This is a genomic window from Flagellimonas aurea (assembly GCF_017313785.1).
GTDB classification, from domain to species: domain Bacteria; phylum Bacteroidota; class Bacteroidia; order Flavobacteriales; family Flavobacteriaceae; genus Flagellimonas; species Flagellimonas aurea.
The window spans coordinates 82,771-106,249 of record NZ_JAFLNL010000001.1 but is presented as its reverse complement, the minus strand read 5'-3'; the positions used below and the strand labels follow the sequence as shown (position 1 = coordinate 106,249).

Here is a 23,479-nt window from a genome sequence, read left to right as displayed (position 1 = left end):
ATTTATAGTGCTCGTAGGGTAATTTGCATGATAGTTCCTTCTTTACTAGACGAAAATACTTTAATTTTTCCTTTATGGTACTCTTCAACAATTCTTTTTACCAACGAAAGTCCTAATCCCCAGCCCCTTTGCTTGGAAGTTACACCGGGATTGAAGATGTTCTGAAAATCACTTTTGGGGATTCCGTGGCCGGTATCCGATACCAGAATATTGATGTTCTGTCCCTTTTTCTCTATTTGGATGGCAATATTGCCCTTGCCCTTCATGGCGTCGATACCATTCTTTACCAGGTTTTCTATACTCCAGTTGTACAAAGGGGGGTTCATAAGTACATGGGCTTCGTCTATATTGGAGCTGAAGGAAAAATGTACCAGTTTGGAACTACGTTGCTTCAAGTAATCGAATGCCTTTTTGGTCTCATTTACAATATCATGGTCCTTCAATTCTGGAATAGAACCAATTTTGGAAAATCGTTCTGTAATGGTTTCCAACCTATCGATGTCCTTTGCTATTTCTTGGGTCACCTCAGGATTGATATCTTCAGATTTAAGGAGTTCGTTCCAACCCAAAAGAGATGTGAGCGGCGTTCCTATTTGATGTGCCGTTTCTTTGGCCATGCCAGCCCAGAGCTTGTTCTGTTCCGATGCTTTGTTGGTTCGGAAGAAAAAGAATATCACTGCCCCGAACAAAAAAATGATCAACAAAAGGGCAAGTGGATAATATTTTAGTTTGTTGAGTACCTCCGAATTGCCATAATACAGAGTTTCGAGCAGTTCGTCTTCCTGAATGATCTGAATGGGTTGGTTCTCATTTTTGAACTGCTCTATCTTTTGATGGATATATGCGCTGTCGGCAATTTTGTCCTCGGGAATATTATGGGTTTTATAGGAACCTTCCTCGTTAACCAAAATCATTGGGGTAGAGGTGTTGTTGCCCAGAACTTTGAGGGTGAGGTTCCCCAGTTCTTGGTCTACCGATGATTGAACGAGTTCCAACTGTGCTGTTGCCCAAATTTCCATTTTTAGGCGTTCCTCCTCCTTAAACTTTCGGAAAAAGCTATTGGTGTTCCATAGAATAAGACTCACAATGATGAATGCCGATACCAGCAGTATAATATTGGAGGTTTTCCGTTTGGTACTAAAATCCATTGGTGGTCAAATTCTTTTTAAAGATAGGTAATTGGAAAACATGTTGATAGTTAGTTTAAATAACGGATGTCATTAGGATTCATTTTATGTACTTTTGAATTTTCAACAAAAATTAACATTGCATGGAAGTTCAGGGAAGAATCAAAATGATAGATGAGACCAAAACCTATGGCAACAACGGTTTCAGAAAAAGAGAGGTGGTCGTGACCACTGAAGAGCAATATCCGCAGCACATATTGGTAGAGTTTGTGCAGGATAAATGTGATTTGCTCAATAATTATTCCGTAGGGCAAATGGTGAAGATCAGTATCAACCTGAGAGGAAGGGAATGGGTAAACCCTCAAGGAGAAACCAAATATTTCAACTCCATCCAAGGATGGCGAATAGAGAACCTTCAGTCTGAGCCAGCAGGTGACAACATGCCTCCGGTTCCGCCTATGGAAGCCTTTGAGCCTGCCGATGATTATAGTGATGAAGACCACGACGATCTTCCATTTTAATAATAGAAAGGTTTACTATTTATAAAATTTGAAAATCCGAACGTAACGTTCGGATTTTTTAGTTTTTGGGCTGATTTGTATTTTTAGAAAAAATTGTCCTTGGAAAACACTCCCTTATATTTTTTGGACAGGAGATTGGAGTTTCCTCCCGTTGATAATGCCAGTGAAGATGGCTTGCTTGCAGTAGGTGGAGACCTTTCGCCGGAGCGATTACTGTTGGCCTACAAAAATGGTATTTTTCCATGGTTCAATGATGACTCCCTGATTTTATGGTGGACGCCCGACCCAAGGATGGTGCTGTTCCCACATAAAGTAAAAGTGTCCAAGAGCATGCGAAAAGTAATCCGGGATTGGTCATTCGTGCTAACTCAAAACACCTGCTTTGAACAGGTAATCGACTACTGTGCCCAAATTCGTCGTAAAGGCCAAGAGGGTATATGGATAACGCCCGAAATGAAAACCGCTTACATGAAATTGTTCGAAAAAGGGCATGCAAAATCCTATGAGGTCTGGGAAAACGAGGATTTGGTAGGAGGACTCTACGGCATTGATCTAGGACATGTGTTCTGCGGGGAGAGCATGTTCAGCTTGCGGGCCAATGCCTCAAAGTTTGCATTTATAAAAATGGCCAAAGAATTGGGAGAGAAAGGGTATCGGATTATAGATTGTCAAGTGCATACCGATCATCTGGAAAGTTTGGGTGCCGAACTTATTCCAAGAAAAGAGTTCGTTAAGTTGCTACAAGGAAATTTGCGCACTGGTCAGTAGAAAAAGGATATGTTGTGGAACACCGGCTGAATAGTCTTCCATTCGGTACTCCACACCCACTTGGAATTTTATGCCGCCGTTCAGTTGCCAGCCCACTTGCCCGGATAAACGAGCATCATATTGAGGGGCATTGTATTTGGCCACGCTCAACAGATTTTCCAAGCTCCCTACAAAATAGGGTTCCCCTACATCTAATTTTTCGCCGACCAATGGAAAATCAAGCGCAAAGCGGTATCGGAACCTATGGATTGTCAACGAATTGGTGATACGTTGCTCTGCCCGAAAACGGTGCCCATAGCGTATGGCAAAGGGTTGGTTGGTAATGTTGTACTGCTGGGTAAGTCTAAGTTCGTTTTCCCTGTTTTCAAAATTGCTCCTGAACCGATACTGAACGCCCAGTGCGATACTTTGGTTGTCCCTCACTTTTAAGTTTGAAAAATGGACAACATCCAGTTGTCTTCCTTTTAAGGTGAATTCCTCATTATCAAAAATGTAGTTTCGGTTCGCGATTGAAAAGTTATGGGAATATGGACCGGATACTGGGTAGTTTATGGCAATTTGCGGTTGCCAGTACCCCGTTAGATTTTCTTGGCCTTTTACGGATGCTGAAATCAGCAACAATAGCACCGAAACAAATAAAAACCACTTAGTAGAGTACATGGTCATAACTTGGTGGGAAGGATTTGCGAATCTGGACCAACTGTCCTTCGGAATCGAACAGTGCCTCGTATTCTTGAAAACCACCACTTTCTTTGGCGGAAAAGACCAATTCGTAGTTTACATCGGGCAGGATCAAGTTCTGAAATGCGTTGTGCAATGTCTTTTCAACCGACTTTTCTTCACGAAAGGGGTATTGTTGTTGAATTTTTTTTACTCTGTGTTTGTAGTGGTTTTTATCCAGGTAAGATTGAATGGCGCCCCATGTATCGTTCGGAATGTCCCTAACCTTTATTTTAAACTCTACATCTTCCAATGTCCCTTGTTCATCGAACTCAACGCTATAGCGCAATCGCCCTTTTTTAAACTTGGCTTCGTAGCTTTTTTTGGTGCTATCCGTTTCTTGGTAAAAACGCACTCGTTTGGCATCTTTCAGGTAACCTTCAATTAACAGGTAAGCGCTGTTCGGGAAGTCAGCCTTGTCTATTCTGGATTCCTGTTCGTACTTGTTTTGCGCAGATGTGATTTGCACAATACCAACGATTACAAATAGGAGGTATTTAAACTTCATGGTATCTAAAACAGTTTACTTCGTGGTCGTTGACCATGCCCGTGGCCTGCATGTGGGCGTAAATCACCGTACTTCCCACAAACTTAAAGCCACGTTTTTTTAAATCCTTGCTGATCGTATCGGATAATTCGGTGGTTGCCGGAGCATTTTTATAGTTTTTCAACTCGTTTTTAATGGGCTTGTGGTCTACAAATCCCCAAATGTATTTACTAAAACTACCAAATTCTTTTTGGACTTCTATAAAGGCAATGGCGTTGGTGACCGTGGCATTAACCTTTAGTTTATTTCTGACGATTCCTGGGTCTTGTAGGAGGGCATCAATCTTGGCTTGATTATATTTTGCAATCTTTTTGTAGTCAAAATGGTCAAAGGCCTGCCTAAAATTTTCACGTTTTCTTAATATGGTAATCCAACTCAGACCTGCCTGAAAGGTCTCCAAGATCAAAAATTCGAAAAGGGTTTCATCATCTTTGACAGGAACGCCCCATTCCTCGTCATGATAGGCTTCATAAAGGGTGTCGCCCACGCACCAGCCACATCTATGTTTGTCCATAGCAATCAATTTTAAGTAAAAGTAAGGCAAAATAAGAAATCGTTAAGTACAAGTTAAAGTGGTGGATGTTAATAGTAATGCTATTATTTTTGCGAGGCTTTGTTTTAAAAATGGGATAGAATGGACATTTTACTACAATCTGTGAAACTGGAAATCGATGAGAAACTCTATGTTAAAGACCCTGAATCGTCAGATTTGGGGAAGAAAATCGTGGAGCAGAGTATATTGTTGATCGATGAAATTGGTTTTGAATCCTTTACATTTAAGAAATTGGGAGTTAGAATACACTCAAACGAAAGTTCGATTTACCGATATTTTGAGAACAAGCACAAGCTATTGCTTTATCTGGCTTCTTGGTATTGGGGATGGGTAGAGTACAAGATGGTTTTTTCTACCAATGCAATTTCCGACCCAGTGGAAAAATTGGCGGCTTCCATTGAAGTGTTGACACAGACCGTAGAGGAGGACTCCTCCTTTTCGCACATTAACGAAGTAGTGCTCAACAAGATAATCATTAACGAGTATTCAAAGTCTTATCTTGTGAAAGAAATGAGCAATGATGGGGCGGAAGGGAGCTTTATTATATGCAAAAGGTTGGTGGGTCGTCTTAGCAAAATGATTTCTGATGTGGACGGGGATTATGAATTTCCGACCAGTCTGGCCAGTAATGTGCTTGAAGGTTCGTTACACCAGAATTTTTTAAAATCGCACTTTCCATCCCTCACAAACTGTAGTGAAGAGGTAACCCCTACCGCATTTTTCACGGATTTGATATTCCGCACACTAAATCAAAAAGTACATGGCCAATAAAAAAATACTCTCTGCCTGGCAGCGGCTAACCGGTTTGCTTTCCTTGGACAAAAAGGATATTCTTCAAATTTTTTACTACGCCATTTTTGCGGGACTGGTCAATCTTTCCCTGCCGTTGGGAATACAGGCCATTATTAACCTGATTCAAGGGGCAAGGGTGAGTACCTCTTGGATAGTGTTGGTTGTACTTGTTACCATGGGGGTGGCCTTTGTTGGGGTTTTGCAGTTGATGCAGATACGTATCATAGAGAACTTGCAGCAAAAGATTTTCACCAGATCATCGTTTGAGTTCGCCTACCGCTTTCCAAAAATCAAGATGAGTGAGCTTAGGTATTATTATCCTCCGGAGCTTGCCAATCGTTTTTTTGATACTCTTACCGTACAAAAATCTCTATCCAAAATATTGATAGATTTCCCGGCAGCCCTGCTACAGATAGTTTTCGGGTTATTGTTGCTGTCGTTTTATCACCCTTTCTTCATAATTTATGGGTTGTTATTGCTGGTCCTCATTTATATTGTGTTCAAATTTACTGCACAAAGGGGCTTGGACACCAGTTTGGAAGAATCCAAGATCAAATACAAAGTAGCCCATTGGGTTCAAGAAATCGCCCGTTCCATTATCAGTTTTAAACTTTCTGGGAAGACCTCCCATGCCCTTGAAAAGAACGACACTTTGGTAGATGACTATTTGGACGCAAGGGAAAGTCACTTTAGAGTGTTGGTATTGCAATTCATCCAGATGATTGGTTTCAAGGTTTTGGTTACCGCAGGGTTGCTTTTGATCGGGGGCCTCTTGGTACTGGAACAGCAGATGAACATTGGTCAGTTCGTGGCGGCGGAAATCATTATTCTGTTGGTTATCAGTTCTGTGGAAAAATTGATTTTGGGTCTCGAAACATTTTATGACCTATTGACTTCTTTGGAAAAAATGGGACAGGTCGTGGATAAGGAATTGGAACCACAAGATGGGGAAACCCCGTTCAAGGAAAATGAGGGATTAACGGTGGAGCTGGAAGATATCGTGTACAAAGTGCCTGGATTGGATAAGAAAATAATAGACCACTTATCACTCACTATAAAGCCAGAAACAAAGTTATTGATACAAGGAAAGAGTGGGTCGGGAAGGTCAACGTTATTAAGAATGATTGCCGGTATTCTAGAACCGGATGAAGGTAAGATATATGTGAACAATGTAGCGCTTAAAGGAATTAAATTGAGCCAGTATAGATCATATCTTGGTCATTCGTTGACGGAAGAATACCCCTTTGAGGGAACCTTATTGGACAATATTACCTTTGGTAACAAGGACATCTCCATGGAAGATGTGTATTGGGCCTTGGAAAAAGTAAGTCTTTCAGAATTTGTGAAAGAGCAGCCGCAGGGGTTAAAAACCATTCTGTATCCTGAAGGAAAAAAATTCCCCGATTTTATCTCCAGAAAAATTGTTCTGGCCCGAAGCATAGTAACCCGCCCCAAATTAATGGTGCTCAAGGATCCATTGGAACAATATGATGAGGAAGAAACAGAAAGAATGATGGATTTCTTAACGGATCCTGCCAACGGATGGGCTTTGGTCGTTGTTAGCGAGAATCCCAAATGGGCAAAACGCTGTAATCAGGTAATCCGTATGGAAAAAGGTAGATTGATCAACGTAAATTAAAGTTCATGCTGAATATTTCTTCAAATAATAAACTGAACGAAAAGGTGGACCTTACCGGCTACGAGGCAGGTAAAAAAGTGTTCCATAAGAGGCACTACAAGCAGTTTAACCGCTTCCTGGCATCCTTTTCTATTATTGTTGTCTTTATGATGTTTTTGCCATGGACCCAGAACATATCTGGCCGAGGGTACCTTACCACTTTGACTCCGGATCAAAGACCACAAACAATCCAGTCGCCAATACCCGGACGGATTGAAAAATGGTTTGTAAGAGAAGGTCAATATGTGGAAAAGGGAGATACTATTTTGCATATTTCCGAGGTGAAGAGCGAATATTTTGACCCAAATCTGGTGGAGCGCACAGGTAAACAGATCATGGCAAAGAACATGTCCGTGACTTCTTATCAAGAAAAGGGGAAAGCCTTAAACCAGCAGATAAGGGCATTGAACCAAGAGCTCGGTTTAAAACTGGAGCAGGCCAGGAACAAGTTGATGCAGTCAAAACTAAAGGTAAAGAGCGATAGTATAGACCTGGAAGCGGCCAAGACCAACATTTCGATTGCCCAAAGACAGTATGACCGAGTTGAAAAACTGCAGGATGAGGGGTTAAAGGCCGTTACCGATCTAGAAGAAAAGCGATTAAAATTACAAGAGACACAGGCAAAGCTCATCAGCCAAGAAAATAAATTGTTGGCCAGTAAAAATGATGTGATCAATGCCCAAGTGGAAATCAATCGGGTTCGGGCAGAGTACACCGATAAAATTTCGAAGGCACAGAGTGATCTATATACGGCACAATCCAATCAATTCGACTCCGAAGCACAGGTCACCAAGTTGGAAAACCAATATACAAATTACGAAATACGTAATGATATGCTCTATATCAAAGCTCCGCAAAACGGGTATATCACCAAGGCCATCCAATCTGGAATTGGGGAAACTTTTAAGGAAGGAGCCCAATTGGTAGGCATCATGCCCTCGGATTATGATATAGCCGTGGAAACTTTTGTGGACCCGATAGATCTTCCATTGATCCATGTGGACGAAAAGGTACGTATCCAATTTGATGGTTGGCCCGCCATAGTATTCAGCGGCTGGCCCAATGTTTCCTACGGTACCTTTGGGGGGAAAGTGGTCGCTATCGAGAACTTTATCAGTCCCAATGGAAAATATCGTATACTGTTGGCTCCGGACGAGGAAGAAGCTCCCTGGCCCAAGGATATTCGGGTAGGCTCAGGAGCAAGTACCATGGCCCTATTGGAAGATGTTCCGATCTGGTTTGAATTGTGGAGGCAGTTGAATGGCTTCCCGCCAAATTATTATCAACCTCAAAACACAAGTGCAGATGCCGCAAAGAAATAGAAGATTACTTTTATCTTGTACCCTCTTTTTCTTTACTGTAGGTTCTTTTTACGCTCAGCAAGATTCTTTGGTGCTGGGATTTAAAGAGTATTTGGGCTATGTAAAAAAATACCATCCCGTAGCCAAGCAGGCCCAATTGAACATTGCCATAGGGCAGGCCAATTTGATGAAGGCCAGAGGAGGGTTTGATCCCAAGGTCGAAGTGGATTACAATACCAAGGAGTTCAAGGATACCGAATACTGGGACCGCTTGAATGCCACCTTTAAGATACCTACCTGGTTTGGGATAGAGCTCAAAGGAAATTTTCAGCAAAATGAAGGATACTACCTCAATCCTGATGAAACCTTGCCTGATGATGGTCTGTACAGTGCCGGGGTGTCCATGTCCGTTTTGCAGGGGTTTTGGATCAACGAGCGTATGGCTACCCTAAGAAAGGCAAAGCTTTTTAGGGAGCAGACCAAAGCCGACCAAGACCTGCAGGTCAACCAAGTGCTGTACAATGCATCCTTGGCTTATTTTGATTGGTTGAAATCCTACAGAGATGCTGAGGTATACAAAGATTTTTTAGAGAATGCAGAGATACGTTTTCAAGGGATAAAAGAGAGTGCCCTGGCAGGCGATATTGCCATGATCGATACCGTAGAGGCCAAAATTGCCGTCCGAAACCGTGATTTGGGATATCAGCAAGCAAAGGTCAACCTCATGAAAAAATCATTGGAGCTCAGTAATTTTTTATGGATCGAAGATGTTCCCGTTGAACTTCAACCTGGCATAGCCCCTAATCTGGAGCCCGAAATAGATATCAATTCAACCTTGGAGATAGATGGTATACCGTTGGACAGCTTTAATCTGGAAACACATCCAAAACTATTGTCCTTGGACTATAAAATAGAAGGGCTGGCAGTTGATAAAAGATTGAAGGCCAATAAATTGCTTCCAAAGTTACAGGCTGAATATAATTTTATCACTGAGACCCCTGAGTTTATCGATTCTTTTGTGACCGAAAATTATAAGGCCGGATTGAGTTTTCAGATGCCAATTTTTCTTAGAAAAGAACGCGGAGATCTAAAATTGGCCAAGTTTAAGTTGAGGGACGCAGAGTACGAAAGGGACAACGCACAAGTCGAAATTCAGAACAAGGTGATTGCTATTTATAACGAACTGGATTCCTTTACGCAACAAAACCAGTTGATATCCGACATTGTTAAAGACTATACAACTATGTTGCAAGCCGAGGAACGAAAATTCAGTTTTGGAGAGAGTTCCTTGTTTTTGATCAATTCACGTGAGAGCAAGCTCATCGATGCTTACCTAAAGCAGAACGAGATGCAGAACAAATTTTTCTATACCAAGGCCATGCTGTTCAAGAGTTTGGCCATAAACCCAAAAACATTGTAAGGTTTAAATCCAACAAACAACCAATGACAAAAGTCACCAAACAGCTTAATGTATGGCGCTACTTTTGAAAAAATGTTTTTATGGAACTACTGGAGAAGAATAGATTGGAAATAGTACAGGATTATCTGCAAAAGGCCATGGATTACCCAAGTTACCGCGCATTGGTTTCCAAGTTGGCCTTGACAGGTGGTTCCACCGGTCCCTATCAATCTGAAATATTTGTCAATTATACCAAATTGGGAGATAAACGAATGTCACGTTGGGAAAAAACATTCAAGATTTCCGAAGAGGTCCGGCAAAAATTAAAGTCCCTTGATAAGGAATTAATCCTGCTTGTACTTACCGAAAGCTGGTGCGGTGACGCCGCAGCAAGTTTGCCGATTATGGATAAAATTGCTGAAGCAAGCCCAAACATAACATTAAAGATTGTGTTAAGGGATGAAAGTCTAGATTTAATGGATACTTTCCTTACAAACGGGGCGCGTTCAATTCCCAAAGTGATTGTGTTTGACAAAGTCAATAATGAAATCGTTGGCGAGTGGGGTCCAAGACCTAGTATTGCCACCCAAATGGTGGAAGACTACAAAAGAGAGCATGGAAAGTTGACAGATGAGTTCAAACAAGAACTTCAGGTTTGGTACAATAAAAATAAGGGGCAAAATATCTTGGAGGATATACTGGGCTTACTTGCTCTGGAATAAATAGGTTATTGTCCCTATTTGTGATGCTTTGGAATCCGGACTAAAACGGGCCTTTAGCGCATAAGCGATAGCGTTGTCCACTAAACAACCATTACTGGTTCCTGAACTTTTGTCGTTGAAAGTGGCCTCGTTTACATATCCATTTTCGTCCACAGTAATGTTGATCACAACCTTACCGCCTTCAATACAAGTATAGATGGGTGGAGGAAGATAGTAGGCATTTCTTTCCAACAAAGAATAGGAGATGGAGGTACGTCTATCTTTTAAATAATTGGTGAACTCCTCTTTTTGAGCATCGCGTTCACCAAGTTTTTCTTTTTTCTCGTCCCGTTGTGCTTTCAACTGTTTTAGTTGGTCCTCAAAACCTGAGTTATCGGCATACTCTCCCGATTCGCTGCTCATGGCCCGTTCTTCCATTAGTTCTTCCAACGTTTTTAAGGGCTCAGGGTTGCCAACGCTGGGTTTTGCAGTCTCGTTCACGGCCATGTGACTTTTAATGGGGTCACTGTTGGCTGCCATTTCTTCCAATCGTTGCTCTTCCTCTTCAAGCAATTTTTCGATGTCCTCGTCGGCCAGGCTCATTTCAATGACATATTCATCCTCTTGTACGCCCCCCAAGTGAATATTGAAAAGCAATAAAATCACTATGGACATAGAGAAGAAAGTAATCAAAAGTGATAACTGGTTCTTGTTTAAGTTCATCGTTTATCTATAACCGCTTTTTTGCAAAATTATTTTATCCCAACCTTTTAGGTTGAAGCGTTTACTTCAAGGTTTTCCTTGAAAACATTGGGGCTTGTAGCATTATTTACGTTGAAATCACCTATTTTGGTTCTTCGGAGCTCGGATAAATAGGCTCCAGAACCCAATGCCTTGCCAAAATCGTGCGCCAGGGAACGGATATAGGTCCCTTTGCTGCACACTACCCTAAAATCCACTTCAGGCAGGTCTATTCGGGTAATTTCAAACTCGGATATTTCTATTTTTCGTGATTTTATTTCCACTTCTTTCCCTTCGCGGGCAAGTTCGTACAACCGCTTTCCATCTTTTTTTAAGGCTGAAAAAATGGGAGGCACTTGGTCAATTTCACCCAAGAATTGTGTTGTGGCATCTTTTATGGATGCATCTGTAATGTGATCGATGGGAAAGGTCTCGTTCACTTCGGTCTCCAGATCATAAGAAGGTGTAGTAGCTCCCAACGTGAAGGTACCTGTGTATTCTTTTGCCTGTCCCTGAAGCTCTGGAATTTTTTTGGTGAATTTCCCTGTGCAGATAATCAACAGGCCTGTGGCCAATGGATCCAACGTTCCCGCATGACCGATTTTTATCTTTTTAAGACTGAATTTTTTACGAATGGCCCATTTGAGCGCATTCACGGCTTGGAAGGAAGTCCATTCCAACGGTTTGTCGATCAAAAGAATCTGACCGTTTAAAAAATCTTCTTTGGTGTTCAAAAACTTGGGATTTTGGGGCAAATATACTGATCTATCCCCAAATGCTCCACGCAAGGGCAATCAACCCTACGATCAAACAATAAATGGCAAAATAGGTAAGCTTGCTCTGGCGTACCAATTTGATCATCCAGGTACAAGCAGCAAGACCTGCGATAAAAGCTGCGATAAAACCTGCTCCCATGGCTACAGCTTGGTCGCCATGAAAGGTAATGTCCCCGCCCATCACATCTTTGGCCACTTTCCCCAAGATTAATGGAACCACCATCAAAAAGGAAAAACGGGCCGATTTTGTTTTGTCAACCCCCAAAAGTACGGCTGCCGAAATAGTCGCACCACTACGGGAAATTCCAGGCAATATGGCCACGGCCTGCGCCATTCCAATGGCAAAAGCACTTCGGAAGGATACATTTTTATCGGTGGTCTTGGCCAAATCGGCCAAATAGAGCAAAAATGCCGTGATGACCAACATAATACCAACGATTACGATGGCACCATCAAAAAACACTTCGATAAAATCATTCAAAAAAAGGCCGACCAAAGCGGCAGGAATCATGGAGATGATGATTTTTAAGGAAAACTGGGTTTCCTCGTTCCATTTAAACTGAAAAAGACCTTTCAGAATATGAAAAACGTCTTTTCGGAAGACTACCAAGGTGCTCAATGCGGTCGCAAAATGAAGCACTACGGTAAACAACAAACTTTCTTCGGGAACGGCCTGCGCTCCCAAAATGGCTTTTCCCAATTCTAAGTGACCGCTGGAGGAAACAGGTAAAAATTCGGTCAATCCCTGAATGATTCCAAGGATAATGGCGTCGATCAATTCCAATTATTCCTTCTTTTTCTTGTGAGGATTCAACAATATGGCGTAAACCTGAATGCCAAGACCGATAAGGATCAAGGTCGGTGCAAGGCGGATTCTTCTAAAATTGTATATCTCGGGATTGAATACTTCGGGGTCGTCGCTTCCACCACCGCTCATCAAAATAAATCCAAGGGCAATAAAGGCAATACCTATAAATAGAAAGAGATAGTTTTTCTTTTGGAAAACAAACTCTTTGGCAGGTTTTTGACCGTTGTTGTTTTTCTTGCTCATGCTGCAAAGTTAATAATAAAGATCGTCCGTTCTCAGGTTTAAAAAGCGTTGTGTCGCAAAATGGGTGCTGGCCCACGAAATAATAACGCCCAGACCAAAGACACTAACGAACAAAATGATGAGAACAATATAATCTTGCAATAGATTCAGTTCAGGGAAATTTTTATCGATATAGTACACCAAAACACCAAGTCCGATCAAGGCGACAAAAGCTCCCGCCATCCCTAGTTTAATGTTGGTCCAGATAAACGGTCTTCGGATAAAGGTCTTGGTAGCGCCCACCATCTGCATGGTTTTGATGATGAACCGTTTGGAATAAATGGACAAACGGATGGAGCTGTTGATCAGCAACACCGCAATGAGTGTGAACACGGCACTGGCTACCAGAATCCACAAACTGATTTTCCTTGCATTGTTGTTCAGGAGAGAAATCAACGGTTTGTCGTAGCTCACTTCGTCTACGTAAGCCTTGTCGGCCAGTTCCTTTGCGATTTCGTCAATTTGTTCTGGAGAGACAAAATCAGCCTTCAAATTCACATCTATGGAGTTTTTCAACGGATTGTAGCCCAAGAACTCTTCAAAATTTTCGCCGATATCCTCGCTGTATTGTTCGGCGGCATCTTCCTTGGAAATGTATTCGGCCGACTTGGTGTACTCGGCAAGCGCCAAACTTTTTTGCAACTGATCTATTTCCACAGGCTTTGCGCTGTCCTTCAAAAACACCGAAATGGTAATCTGCTCCTTAAAGTGATCCGCTAATTTTTTGGTGTTGAGCACCAAAAGACCCAAAACACCTAAAAGAAAAAGGACCAGGGCAATGCTCAAAGCCACGGAAAAGTAGGAGGAGATCAGTTTTCGACGCTGATATCGTTCAATATATTGGCTCATATAGTAGAATCAGTACGTAAAAATAGAAAAGTAAATTGTATTTAGGGGATTAAACCTATTTTTGCACACGAAATTGAACAAGATTAACAATGAATTACGATTTCCGCGAGATTGAGGCCAAATGGCAGAAGTATTGGGCAGAAAATGAAACGTTTAAGGCATCCAACGATTCCGAAAAACCTAAATTTTATGCATTGTCGATGTTCCCTTACCCATCAGGGGCAGGCTTGCACGTAGGGCACCCACTAGGTTACATTGCCACGGACATCTATTCGCGATACAAAAGACATAAGGGATTCAATGTGTTGCATCCCATGGGCTACGATTCCTTTGGGTTGCCTGCGGAGCAATATGCGATTCAAACAGGGCAGCATCCGGCTATCACTACGGAAAACAACATCAACAGATACCGTGAGCAGTTAGATCAGCTTGGTTTTTCTTTTGATTGGAGCCGCGAAGTGTGTACCTCCAACCCACAATATTATAAATGGACGCAATGGATTTTTATCCAATTGTTCAATTCGTGGTACAACAAGAAGTCGGACAAAGCGGAAAACATTTCCAGTTTGATCTCCATTTTTGAAAAAGAAGGAAATACCGATGTCGAAGCAACTTGTGATGATGATACCCCAAGTTTTGATGCCGCCGCTTGGAATAGATTTTCAGAAAAGGAAAAGCAAGAGATTCTTTTAAAATATAGATTGACCTATTTGGCGGATACCGAAGTGAACTGGTGTCCCGCCTTGGGAACCGTTTTGGCCAATGATGAAATCGTAAACGGAGTTTCCGAACGTGGAGGTCATCCCGTAGTACGCAAAAAAATGACACAATGGAGTATGCGCATTACCGCATACGCTCAGCGTTTGTTGGACGGATTGGACAAAATTGATTGGCCACAGCCACTAAAAGATTCCCAGACCAACTGGATTGGACGTTCAGTGGGCGCATCAGTTACTTTTAATGTGTTGGACGCTGAGCGTAGTCGAAGCGACCAAGATGTGATTTCGGATGACGATGTCACTTCGAGCGCAGTCGAGAAGCCTTACGAGATTGAAGTCTTCACTACCCGGCCTGATACTATTTTCGGAGTAAGCTTTATGACCTTGGCTCCAGAACACGAATTGGTGGACAAAATCACTACACCTGAACAAAAAGCTGAGGTGGACGCTTACGTGGAAGCTACGGCAAAACGTTCCGAACGTGACCGTATGGCGGATGTAAAAACCATTTCTGGAGTGTTTACGGGAGCTTATGCAGAGCATCCGTTCACCAAAGAGCCCATTCCTATTTGGATTGGCGACTACGTTTTGGCCAGTTACGGAACGGGAGCGGTAATGGCCGTACCCTGTGGCGACCAACGTGATTATGATTTTGCCAAACATTACAATATAGATATCCCCAACATTTTTGAAGGGGTCGATATTTCCGAAGAGGCATTTGCTGACAAGGAAAGTACAATTATTGCCAATTCTGACTTTTTGAATGGACTATCTTATAAGGATGCCATGAAGAAAATCATTGCCGAGTTGGAAAAGATAGGTCATGGCGAAGGCAAAGTCAATTACCGTTTGCGCGATGCCGTATTTAGTCGTCAGCGGTATTGGGGCGAGCCATTCCCCGTATATTATGTGGATGGGATGCCGCAAATGATCGATTTGGAGCATTTGCCCTTGCAATTGCCCGAAGTGGAAAAATACCTCCCTACCGAAACGGGCGAGCCCCCATTGGGCAACGCCACTGAGTGGGCATGGAACGCGGAAACAAATGAAGTCGTTTCCAACGATTTGATTGACCATAAAACCGTTTTTCCATTGGAGTTGAACACCATGCCGGGTTGGGCAGGAAGTTCCCAATACTTTAATAGGTATATGGATCCGCGTAATGATGATGCTATTTTCTCTCCCGAAGCCATCAACTACTGGCAAGATGTGGATTTATACATAGGAGGTAGCGAACACGCTACGGGACACCTGTTATATTCCCGTTTTTGGCAGAAGTTTATGTTCGATATGGGCTATGTGCCCAAAGATGAGTTTGCCCAAAAGTTGATTAACCAAGGGATGATTACGGGGACTAGTGCATTTGTTCAAAGAGTCACTTACTTTTTTACGGAGCTTGGCAATCCAGTAGAAATTGAACAACCAATTAGAAAACCTTTTTTAATTAGTAGAAATCATTTTATTGAGGTTTTAAGAGGTATTGCAACTGGGGATAGAAGCAAAGAAGAACAGATTAAGAGTTGGATTTACGATATCCTTGATGATGATGTTAAATCTAAGCTTGACTTGAAACAATGGCAGATTATTGTGCCAATACATACAATACATGCTGATGTTTCTTTAGTAAATGCATCTGATGAATTGGATGTGCAAGCTTTTAAAAAATTAAATCCTGAATATTTAGATGCAATTTTCATAGGAGAGAATGGTGAAGTAATTGAGGACGACAATGATATTTATGTTGTAAGTCGCGAAATCGAAAAAATGTCCAAATCCAAATACAATGTCGTCAACCCCGATGCCATTTGTGAGGAATATGGAGCAGATTCGTTGCGTTTGTACGAAATGTTCTTGGGTCCCTTGGAGCAGTCCAAACCTTGGAACACAGCAGGTATCACAGGAGTACATTCCTTCCTTAAAAAATTATGGAAGCTCTATTCTCCCTTTATCGATTCGGATGCTGAGCGTAGTCGAAGCGTCACTGAAGCGGAACCCACCGCCGAAAACCTAAAAACCCTGCACAAGACCATCAAAAAAGTAGAAGAAGATATCGAGAACTTCTCGTTCAACACTTCGGTGTCCACCTTTATGATCTGCGTCAACGAACTGACCGCTCAAAAATGCACAAGCAAAGCTATTTTGGAACCATTGGCCATTTTGGTTTCGCCTTACGCGCCCCATATTGCCGAAGAGCTATGGAGTCGTTTGGGACATTCCGAATCCATTGCCGAAGCACCGTTCCCTAAGTTTGAGGAAAAGTATTTGGTGGAAAGCAGCAAGGAATATCCTATTTCCTTTAACGGAAAAATGCGCTTCAAGATGGAGTTGCCGTTGGATATGGGCAAGGATGAAATCGAGGCCGCTGTAATGGCCCACGAAAAAACAAAAGAGCAATTACAGGGTCGTTCCCCTAAAAAGGTAATCGTAGTGCCCGGAAAGATTGTGAATATTGTAGGTTAATCGTAAAACTGGATTATTAGCCGAAAATTTTTAACAAAAACATATAATACCCCTAAAAAAGCATGCCGACCGGCATGCTTTTTTATTTTAAACAAGTTTTACCCATAAAATTATAGGGTTAAATCATTATATATACGTTTTATATATTTTCACCCCTATAAAATAAGGGGTATAAATGTTAAAAAACGTTTATTTTGACCTTCACACCCTGTTTTTTATCGAATTTTTATGTTTTAATCTAATTTTTTTATTCAACTTTGACCCCAGTAACCAAAAAACACATAGTTATGACTGTTGGTATACCTAAAGAAATCAAAAACAACGAGAGCCGGGTTGGCATGACGCCAGCCGGAGTATTTGAATTGGTAAAGAACAACCACACCGTATATGTGCAATCCGGTGCAGGTGAGGGAAGTGGTTTTTTTAATCAGGATTACCAACAGGCCGGGGCTACTATTTTGGATACGATTGGCCAGGTATATGCCATGAGCGATATGATCGTTAAGGTCAAGGAGCCCATTGCCGAGGAGTATAATTTGATTCAGGAGGGACAAATTGTCTTCACCTATTTTCATTTTGCTTCCAGTGAGGCATTGACCAGGGCCATGATCAAAAGCAAGTCCATTTGTATTGCTTATGAAACCGTGGAAGACGAAGACGGTACTTTGCCATTATTAACACCAATGTCCGAAGTTGCGGGTAGAATGGCCATTCAGCAGGGAGCCAAATATTTGGAAAAACCAGTGAAAGGCAAAGGGGTGCTTTTGGGAGGGGTGCCCGGAGTGTCCCCAGGACGCGTTTTGGTCCTTGGAGCTGGAACCGTAGGTATCCAGGCTGCTAAAATGGCAGCAGGATTGGGTGCACAAGTAACCATTTTGGATGTGAACATGAAACGTCTCAGATATGTGAACGACATTATGCCAAGCCATGTGGTGACCGGATTTTCGAACGAGTTCAATATCAGAAAACATATAAAAACAAACGATTTAATTATCGGTGGTGTCCTTTTAAAAGGAGCCAAGGCCCCTAACTTGATAACTAGGGACATGCTCAAGGATATGCATCCAGGAACCGTTATTGTAGATGTAGCGGTAGATCAAGGCGGATGCGTGGAAACCACCAAACCAACGACCCATGAGGACCCTATCTATATTATTGATGATGTGGTCCATTACTGTGTAGCCAATATGCCAGGGGCAGTGCCTTATACTTCTACTGTTGCCTTGACGAATGTAACACTGCCCTATGTGCTAAAATTGGCTAATCTGGGATGGCGTAGTGCCTGTAAGTTGGATAAGTCCTTGGAAAAAGGGCTCAACGTTGTTGAGGGCGAAGTGGTTTACAAGGAAATTGCGGAAACCTTTCATTTGGAGCCCGTATTGGCTTGATGAACTAACATTTTGACAGAAAATAGACCCTGCCATTTATTTGGCGGGGTTTTTGCTTTTATATGGTATATTTATATCTACGTAAAACGATAAAGTTATGATGACATATTATATATTGATCGGTGCAATTGCACTGGTCAGTTGGTTGGTAAGCAATCAATTGAAGAGCAAGTTCAAAAAATATTCCAAAGTCCATCTAAGAAATGGCATGAGCGGGGCAGAGATTGCCCAAAAAATGCTCGATGACCATGGAATTCGAGATGTTAAGGTGATTTCCACTCCTGGAATGTTAACGGATCATTACAATCCTAAAAACAAAACGGTAAACCTGAGTGAAGGCGTATACAACCAACGAAATGCCTCGGCTGCCGCGGTGGCCGCGCACGAATGTGGACACGCGGTACAGCATGCCCAGGCCTATGAGTGGTTGACCATGCGTTCCAAATTGGTTCCTGTGGTAAGTGTTACCTCTGGAATGTCAACTTGGGTGGTCTTTGGAGGTATTATGTTGATGGCCGTCACAGGTGTTGCTGGAGGTATTGGCTTCTATATCGCGGTGGCCGGATTGATCATGATGGGCTTCGCGACCTTGTTCAGTTTTATCACCCTTCCCGTGGAATATGATGCCAGTAAAAGGGCATTGGTTTGGTTAAAGCAAAAAAACATGGTGAGCCAAGAAGAATATGCCGGAGCGGAAGATGCCCTAAAATGGGCCGCAAGAACCTATTTGGTGGCAGCATTGGGTGCATTGGCGTCCCTATTGTACTGGGCAGTTCAGGTTTTTGGAGGTAGAGATTGATGAAATATCAAGCAATACAATAAAAAAGGGGCCAAGCGGCCCCTTTTTCTATTTCATATTTGATGGATTACTCGATCCAATTGGCAACTTGATTGTCGATCATTTGAAGTCCCACACCTTCGGTGCCGGTAACCTCGATCATGTCCAAGATATCCCTTACCGTGTTTTCTTCCTCGATTTGTTCCATTACAAACCAATCCAAAAATCGTTCGGTTGCAAAATCCCCAAGTTCTCTGGCTTTCTTTACAATGTTATGAATGGATTTTGTCACTTTCACCTCATGCTCCAAGGTTGATTCAAAAACATCAACAATGGATGAGTAGTCATGATTGATTCCAGTTACTTCAGGAGAAATAGGATTTGCGCCCGTATCCACCAAAAAATTGAAAATCTTCATCATGTGCTCGCGCTCTTCCTCTGCTTGCTTAAAGAAAAATTTGGCACTAGTAAAAAAACCGTTCTGTTCACACCAAGAGGCCATGGCCAAATAGGTGGCGGAAGCATGTGCCTCCATTTTTATCTGTCCGTTGAGCAAATCCATGGATTCCACTTTAATGCTCATACTTTGTCTTGCTATATCTTTCATAAAGGCTATGATTTTAATCTTGTGTTCCTAACAAATTTACGGAATTTGTAGGCGTTTAAAAAGTAACGGTCTAGTTTTAAGACAGTTTAAGATTGAATAAAAATAAGAAAAAACCGTGTGGTTGGTTAGGAGGTAATGGTCTCCAAGGCACCCACCGAAAGCCCCAATGATACAAAACTGTTGGAAACGAGTGTCTTCAAATCCAATATTTCCAATGTGTTCAGAACAAAAAGATGTTCCTTGTTGCACAACATGAGCACTTCGAATCCATGAGCATTCAAATCACTGTCAAAATGGTCCTCGATGTTTATGCTCATCACTTTATGGCGTAGAGCAAGTAACTGGCACAACGACATACGAACTGTTTTTTGACCAAAATCAACATAAAAACAGCGCTCATTGGCAGCTTGATACAAGGTGTAATATGTGGATTGAAATATTACATTCATGGGACAAATGTAATGTTTATTTAGATTCAATACAAATATCAAATTTGAATTTGTCGGTCAATTTGTTGATCTAATGAAATAAAGGTTTCGGTCCGGGAAACACCTTCTATTTGTTGTATTTTTTTGTTGAGTACCTGCATAAGGTGCTCGTTATCTTGGCACAATACTTTAATTAGGATGGACCAGTTCCCCGTGGTGTAGTGGCATTCCAAAACCTCGGGTATATCTTTCAATTGTTTTACGGCTTTTGGATTGGTCATGGCCTTGTCCAAATAAATACCGATATAAGCCATGGTTGAGTAACCTAGAACCTTTGGATTGATTACGAATTTGGAGCCAGAAATGAGTCCTGAACTTTCCAGTTTACGAAGTCTTTGGTGAATCGCTGCGCCCGAAATTCCAATGTTCCTTGCTATTTCGAGAATAGGTTTACGGGCATCCTCCATAAGATATCTTAGGATTTTCTTGTCAATCCCATCAATCTTAACCGAATTGTTATTGTTTTTCACAATATCTATTTTGATTTGAAGTCAAATATATTCAAAATATATAGGAGATTAACCTGCAACGGAATCAGGATTGTAACCAAGATAAGGGACTTCATATTCCTTAAATTGTATTCCATTGGCTTTTAGTTCCTCTAAAATCGGCTTATACACTTCTTTTTTTATCGGAATTTGAACCCCTGGGGTGTTGATTTTACCATTCAAAATTTGCAGCGTCGCCATGGCAACAGGTAATCCTACGGTTTTGGACATTGCGGTATAGGCACGGTTTTCACCGATTACGACCATATTGGCATCAATTTGCTTTTTTTCACCATTGAGCTCATATCCGAACTTATGGTACATAACTATCATGTCTTTTTCGTGCTCTTCAAGGGTCCAGCTGTCCTCCAATATGTATTGAAGCATTTGAGCCGGCGTTGCATTCTTCAAGGGTATTTTTTTGGTAGCATCAAAAAGGTTGAGCTCCAAAAGTTTTCCCCACATAATGTCGTCTTGGTCGATTTTTAAGTAGTGCCTCAATTTTAATTCGACCGAATCCGTAGGAGAATAGGGGAGAAAAAGATTTACAAATTCCCGGTAGGACATTCCTTCAGAGTTTTCTATGGTATAGCTATCGTCCGTCATACCAAGGATTACAAACATTTGCCAAGCTTTGGAAAACCCAACCCTACGCATGGTTCCCCTGTAAAGTGTAAGTGCGTTTTGTAGGCCGTAGGCTTCCCTATATTTCAACGAATCCCTGTTGGCATAGACCTCAAAAGTGCCATAGTCTTCAACTTCTAAAAACTCAGTTCTCCTGAAGAGTTTCTGATAAGGTATGTATTTGTAAGTACCCTCTTGGATAAATTTTGCAGTACCTCCCTGTCCGGCAAGTACCACATTTCTTGGATTCCACGTAAACTTATAGTTCCAAAGGTTGGTGTCACTTTCCGGGGCAACCAAACCACCTGTAAAAGATTCGAACAACAACATTCTGCCTCCTGCATCCCTTATCCTGTCTATCACCTCCATGGCACTCATGTGGTCGATTCCGGGGTCCAGACCGATTTCGTTCATGAAAACAAGGTTTTTTTCTTTTGCCTCGGCGTCCAGTGCCCTGAGCTCATCACTAACATACGAAGCGGTGATAAAATGTTTTTCAAATTCAATACAATCACGTGCCACATTGATGTGTAAACTTGCGGGTAGCATGGAAACAACAATAGAAGCCTCCGAAACAGCTTTTTTTCTATCAGCTTCGTTGAATATATCAAGGGTGAAAACACTACAGTTTGGGTGTTTGGAAAATTTTTCGGGGATATTTTCGGGATGTAGGTCTCCGATTTTGAGACGAATATTTTCTCCGTCTGATTTTTTTAAAAGATAATCTAAAAGGTATGAGGTCGACTTACCTGCTCCTATAACTAAAATAGTACGGACCATGTGTTTTGTTTACTTTTGAATTGCGTGGTCACTAAGGTATTAAAATGTTATATTTTTAAAAAAAGAGTAGATTAAAGTTATGAACAGAACAATTTTATTGACGGGAACCATTATGGGAATGGTGGCCATAGTCTTGGGAGCATTTGGTGCGCATGGATTGGAAAAATTGGTGGATAAGGATGCTGTGGATACTTTTGAAACAGGAGTTAGGTACCAGATGTACCATGCTTTATTCCTGCTGTTTTTGGCACTTTATAACGGGATAGCGGAAAAGACCAAAAAAAAGGTCTTTGTTTCTGTTCTTTTAGGGGTTATCCTGTTCTCATGTTCGATTTATTTACTCGCATTGAACGACGTGACCACTTTCGATTTTAAAGTGATCGGCTTTTTAACCCCAATAGGTGGGGTTTTTATGATACTCGGTTGGATGCTATTGGGGTATCGAATAATTAAATCCAGGTAATTCTTGTTTTATTCTCTTCTTTTAGTAGTATAATACCCAAAGACCCAACCCTCTTTACCGTTAAAATTAACTTTGTACCAGCGATCGGAAATCCCATTTATTTCAACCAAGGATTCCCCTTGTGCCGTAATATGGCAGATGTTACCTTTTTGAACTTGAAACAGGATGTCACTAGTGGTGCTTGGCTCACTTCTTACATTGGCCAAATTAGTTTTTATGCCCAGTTTGTTGGAAGAAAGGTTTTTCAAAGGAATCAAGTTCTTTAATATAGAAAGCTTCGCCCTTACCATCGTTATCATACAGCGCTTCGTTGACGTTTTCTATCAATCTTGATTTTTTAAAATTGGGATTGGCCAAGATATTTTCCAATAATTCAAATTTCTTTTCGGGCGACTCTTCCATTGCCCGCCAATAGAGGATTCCCAGTTTTACGTCAATCTCATTTTGTATAGCATCAATATCCCCTTGAATCCAACCTTTTTTCTCTCTTTTCATGCTGGTCACTTCGTGCCAATCTTCCTGCTCCTCGCTCTTAAAGATTACAACCATGTCCATGGGTTCCAATTTTTTTCCTTCAAAGGTCATGATGTCCGGTCTTTTATAGAGTTCCGTTTCCTTTTCAATAATGGCCAGTTCGCCACCTAATGCAAAAAGGTGTTCGTATACCCAGCCCTCACTTCCATCCGAAAGCTGGACTTTTAGGTATTCTTTGTCATCTTCGGCTTTTTTGTGTTCATCAAGAAAGGTTACGTTTTCCCCAAAATAAATTGTAGTTAGATATTTAGTGTTTTTTCGGCCAGGTTTGTCCCGCAACCCCACTTTGGGCCATAAACATATTGCCGTTGAAGCTTTAGAAAGATTGTTGATGTCAGTATCCCCGATTTCAAGAATATCGGAATTTTCAGATGAGCCAGCTTTCTTTTCCGATTTTGAATTACAGCTCAAGCATAAGAAAAGTACGGTGCAGATTAAGGTAATACCTTTTATGGTTTGCATATAAATATATTTTTGGATTCGAAATGTATTGGAAACAATCATGAAATGTTTGGCCCAATTGATGAATGGCCGTTTTGAATTGACGAATGAGGTAATTTTGTATTCAAATATTGATTTTTAAGTTT

At 41.6% G+C, this 23,479-nt stretch carries 26 protein-coding genes; 11 read left to right on the top strand and 15 right to left on the bottom strand.

The features are described 5' to 3' along the window. Positions 1-2: 2 nt before the first annotated feature. Positions 3-1,148, bottom strand: a complete 1,146-nt coding sequence (locus tag J0656_RS00440; protein WP_207030689.1) for a sensor histidine kinase — start codon at positions 1,146-1,148, stop codon at positions 3-5. A gap of 122 nt (positions 1,149-1,270) precedes the next feature. Between J0656_RS00440 and J0656_RS00435 the strand changes: the two genes are divergently transcribed. Beyond that, on the top strand, positions 1,271-1,648 hold the full coding sequence (locus tag J0656_RS00435; protein WP_207030688.1) for a DUF3127 domain-containing protein: 378 nt from the start codon (positions 1,271-1,273) through the stop codon (positions 1,646-1,648). Positions 1,649-1,741: 93 nt separating this feature from the next. Next, on the top strand, positions 1,742-2,416 hold the full coding sequence (aat, locus tag J0656_RS00430; RefSeq protein WP_207030687.1) for a leucyl/phenylalanyl-tRNA--protein transferase: 675 nt from the start codon (positions 1,742-1,744) through the stop codon (positions 2,414-2,416). Here aat and J0656_RS00425 read toward each other — a convergent pair. From J0656_RS00425 to J0656_RS00415, 3 genes are read right to left on the bottom strand one after another with little or no spacing between them, the layout of a single operon-like run. Then, a complete protein-coding gene (locus J0656_RS00425) occupies positions 2,387-3,076 on the bottom strand; it encodes a DUF2490 domain-containing protein (RefSeq protein ID WP_237688807.1) in 690 nt (229 codons plus the stop codon). The two genes, aat and J0656_RS00425, sit on opposite strands and share 30 nt — an antisense overlap. Beyond that, entirely contained in the window at positions 3,063-3,644 is a 582-nt protein-coding gene (locus J0656_RS00420) for a hypothetical protein (RefSeq protein WP_207030685.1), read from the bottom strand. Before J0656_RS00420 ends, J0656_RS00425 begins: the two co-directional genes overlap by 14 nt. Further along, positions 3,634-4,197: a DNA-3-methyladenine glycosylase I gene (locus J0656_RS00415; RefSeq protein ID WP_207030684.1), complete on the bottom strand. Its 564-nt coding sequence runs from the start codon at positions 4,195-4,197 to the stop codon at positions 3,634-3,636. The genes J0656_RS00420 and J0656_RS00415 overlap by 11 nt, the downstream gene beginning before the upstream one ends. 120 nt (positions 4,198-4,317) lie before the next feature. On the opposite strand from J0656_RS00415, the gene J0656_RS00410 reads away from it, so the two are divergent. From J0656_RS00410 to J0656_RS00390, 5 genes are all read left to right on the top strand, one after another. Then, positions 4,318-5,007, top strand: a complete 690-nt coding sequence (locus tag J0656_RS00410; protein WP_207030683.1) for a TetR/AcrR family transcriptional regulator — start codon at positions 4,318-4,320, stop codon at positions 5,005-5,007. Beyond that, positions 4,997-6,667, top strand: a complete 1,671-nt coding sequence (locus J0656_RS00405; protein ID WP_207030682.1) for a peptidase domain-containing ABC transporter — start codon at positions 4,997-4,999, stop codon at positions 6,665-6,667. The genes J0656_RS00410 and J0656_RS00405 overlap by 11 nt, the downstream gene beginning before the upstream one ends. A 5-nt stretch (positions 6,668-6,672) precedes the next feature. Then, complete coding sequence (locus tag J0656_RS00400; protein ID WP_207030681.1) at positions 6,673-8,028, top strand: HlyD family secretion protein; 1,356 nt, start codon at positions 6,673-6,675, stop codon at positions 8,026-8,028. Then, positions 8,012-9,427, top strand: a complete 1,416-nt coding sequence (locus tag J0656_RS00395) for a TolC family protein (protein ID WP_207030680.1) — start codon at positions 8,012-8,014, stop codon at positions 9,425-9,427. The genes J0656_RS00400 and J0656_RS00395 overlap by 17 nt, the downstream gene beginning before the upstream one ends. An 80-nt stretch (positions 9,428-9,507) precedes the next feature. Beyond that, positions 9,508-10,128 (top strand): thioredoxin family protein, encoded by a 621-nt coding sequence (locus J0656_RS00390; RefSeq protein ID WP_207030679.1) that lies wholly within the window; start codon positions 9,508-9,510, stop codon positions 10,126-10,128. Here the strand turns inward: J0656_RS00390 and J0656_RS00385 are convergent. From J0656_RS00385 to J0656_RS00365, 5 genes are read right to left on the bottom strand one after another with little or no spacing between them, the layout of a single operon-like run. Next, a complete protein-coding gene (locus J0656_RS00385) occupies positions 10,111-10,830 on the bottom strand; it encodes an energy transducer TonB (RefSeq protein ID WP_207030678.1) in 720 nt (239 codons plus the stop codon). The genes J0656_RS00390 and J0656_RS00385 overlap by 18 nt on opposite strands. Before the next feature lie 47 nt (positions 10,831-10,877). Beyond that, positions 10,878-11,582, bottom strand: a complete 705-nt coding sequence (gene truB / locus J0656_RS00380) for a tRNA pseudouridine(55) synthase TruB (RefSeq protein WP_207030677.1) — start codon at positions 11,580-11,582, stop codon at positions 10,878-10,880. A gap of 31 nt (positions 11,583-11,613) precedes the next feature. Continuing rightward, positions 11,614-12,408: an undecaprenyl-diphosphate phosphatase gene (locus tag J0656_RS00375; RefSeq protein WP_207030676.1), complete on the bottom strand. Its 795-nt coding sequence runs from the start codon at positions 12,406-12,408 to the stop codon at positions 11,614-11,616. After that, complete coding sequence (locus J0656_RS00370) at positions 12,409-12,675, bottom strand: DUF3098 domain-containing protein (RefSeq protein ID WP_207028086.1); 267 nt, start codon at positions 12,673-12,675, stop codon at positions 12,409-12,411. It lies immediately after the preceding gene. 9 nt (positions 12,676-12,684) lie between these two features. Next, positions 12,685-13,563, bottom strand: a complete 879-nt coding sequence (locus J0656_RS00365) for a cell division protein FtsX (RefSeq protein WP_207030675.1) — start codon at positions 13,561-13,563, stop codon at positions 12,685-12,687. An 89-nt stretch (positions 13,564-13,652) separates the two neighbouring features. Here J0656_RS00365 and J0656_RS00360 point away from each other — a divergent pair, with 89 nt between their 5' ends. From J0656_RS00360 to J0656_RS00350, 3 genes are all read left to right on the top strand, one after another. Continuing rightward, on the top strand, positions 13,653-16,742 hold the full coding sequence (locus J0656_RS00360; protein ID WP_207030674.1) for a leucine--tRNA ligase: 3,090 nt from the start codon (positions 13,653-13,655) through the stop codon (positions 16,740-16,742). Between the two features lie 287 nt (positions 16,743-17,029). Then, complete coding sequence (gene ald, locus J0656_RS00355) at positions 17,030-18,130, top strand: alanine dehydrogenase (RefSeq protein ID WP_207030673.1); 1,101 nt, start codon at positions 17,030-17,032, stop codon at positions 18,128-18,130. 97 nt (positions 18,131-18,227) lie between these two features. Beyond that, entirely contained in the window at positions 18,228-18,929 is a 702-nt protein-coding gene (locus J0656_RS00350) for a zinc metallopeptidase (protein ID WP_207030672.1), read from the top strand. Between the two features lie 67 nt (positions 18,930-18,996). Here the strand turns inward: J0656_RS00350 and J0656_RS00345 are convergent, their stop codons facing one another. From J0656_RS00345 to J0656_RS00330, 4 genes are all read right to left on the bottom strand, one after another. Then, on the bottom strand, positions 18,997-19,515 hold the full coding sequence (locus J0656_RS00345; RefSeq protein ID WP_207030671.1) for a ferritin: 519 nt from the start codon (positions 19,513-19,515) through the stop codon (positions 18,997-18,999). A 125-nt stretch (positions 19,516-19,640) separates the two neighbouring features. After that, on the bottom strand, positions 19,641-19,964 hold the full coding sequence (locus tag J0656_RS00340) for a hypothetical protein (RefSeq protein WP_207030670.1): 324 nt from the start codon (positions 19,962-19,964) through the stop codon (positions 19,641-19,643). A 38-nt stretch (positions 19,965-20,002) separates the two neighbouring features. Next, the gene (locus J0656_RS00335; RefSeq protein ID WP_108245901.1) at positions 20,003-20,473 is read right to left on the bottom strand and encodes an Lrp/AsnC ligand binding domain-containing protein; all 471 of its coding nucleotides are present in this window, start codon (positions 20,471-20,473) and stop codon (positions 20,003-20,005) included. Positions 20,474-20,521: 48 nt separating this feature from the next. After that, entirely contained in the window at positions 20,522-21,895 is a 1,374-nt protein-coding gene (locus J0656_RS00330) for a saccharopine dehydrogenase family protein (RefSeq protein WP_207030669.1), read from the bottom strand. 79 nt (positions 21,896-21,974) lie between these two features. On the opposite strand from J0656_RS00330, the gene J0656_RS00325 reads away from it, so the two are divergent. After that, entirely contained in the window at positions 21,975-22,358 is a 384-nt protein-coding gene (locus tag J0656_RS00325) for a DUF423 domain-containing protein (RefSeq protein WP_207030668.1), read from the top strand. Between the two features lie 8 nt (positions 22,359-22,366). On the opposite strand, the gene J0656_RS20380 is transcribed toward J0656_RS00325, so the two are convergent. Together J0656_RS20380 and J0656_RS00315 are read right to left on the bottom strand one after the other, a co-directional pair. Next, positions 22,367-22,648, bottom strand: a complete 282-nt coding sequence (locus J0656_RS20380; RefSeq protein ID WP_225605864.1) for an SH3 domain-containing protein — start codon at positions 22,646-22,648, stop codon at positions 22,367-22,369. After that, positions 22,566-23,354 carry an SH3 domain-containing protein gene (locus tag J0656_RS00315; protein WP_207030666.1) on the bottom strand — a complete coding sequence of 263 codons (789 nt, stop codon included), beginning with the start codon at positions 23,352-23,354 and terminating at the stop codon, positions 22,566-22,568. The genes J0656_RS20380 and J0656_RS00315 overlap by 83 nt, the downstream gene beginning before the upstream one ends. Between the last annotated feature and the right edge of the window lie 125 nt (positions 23,355-23,479).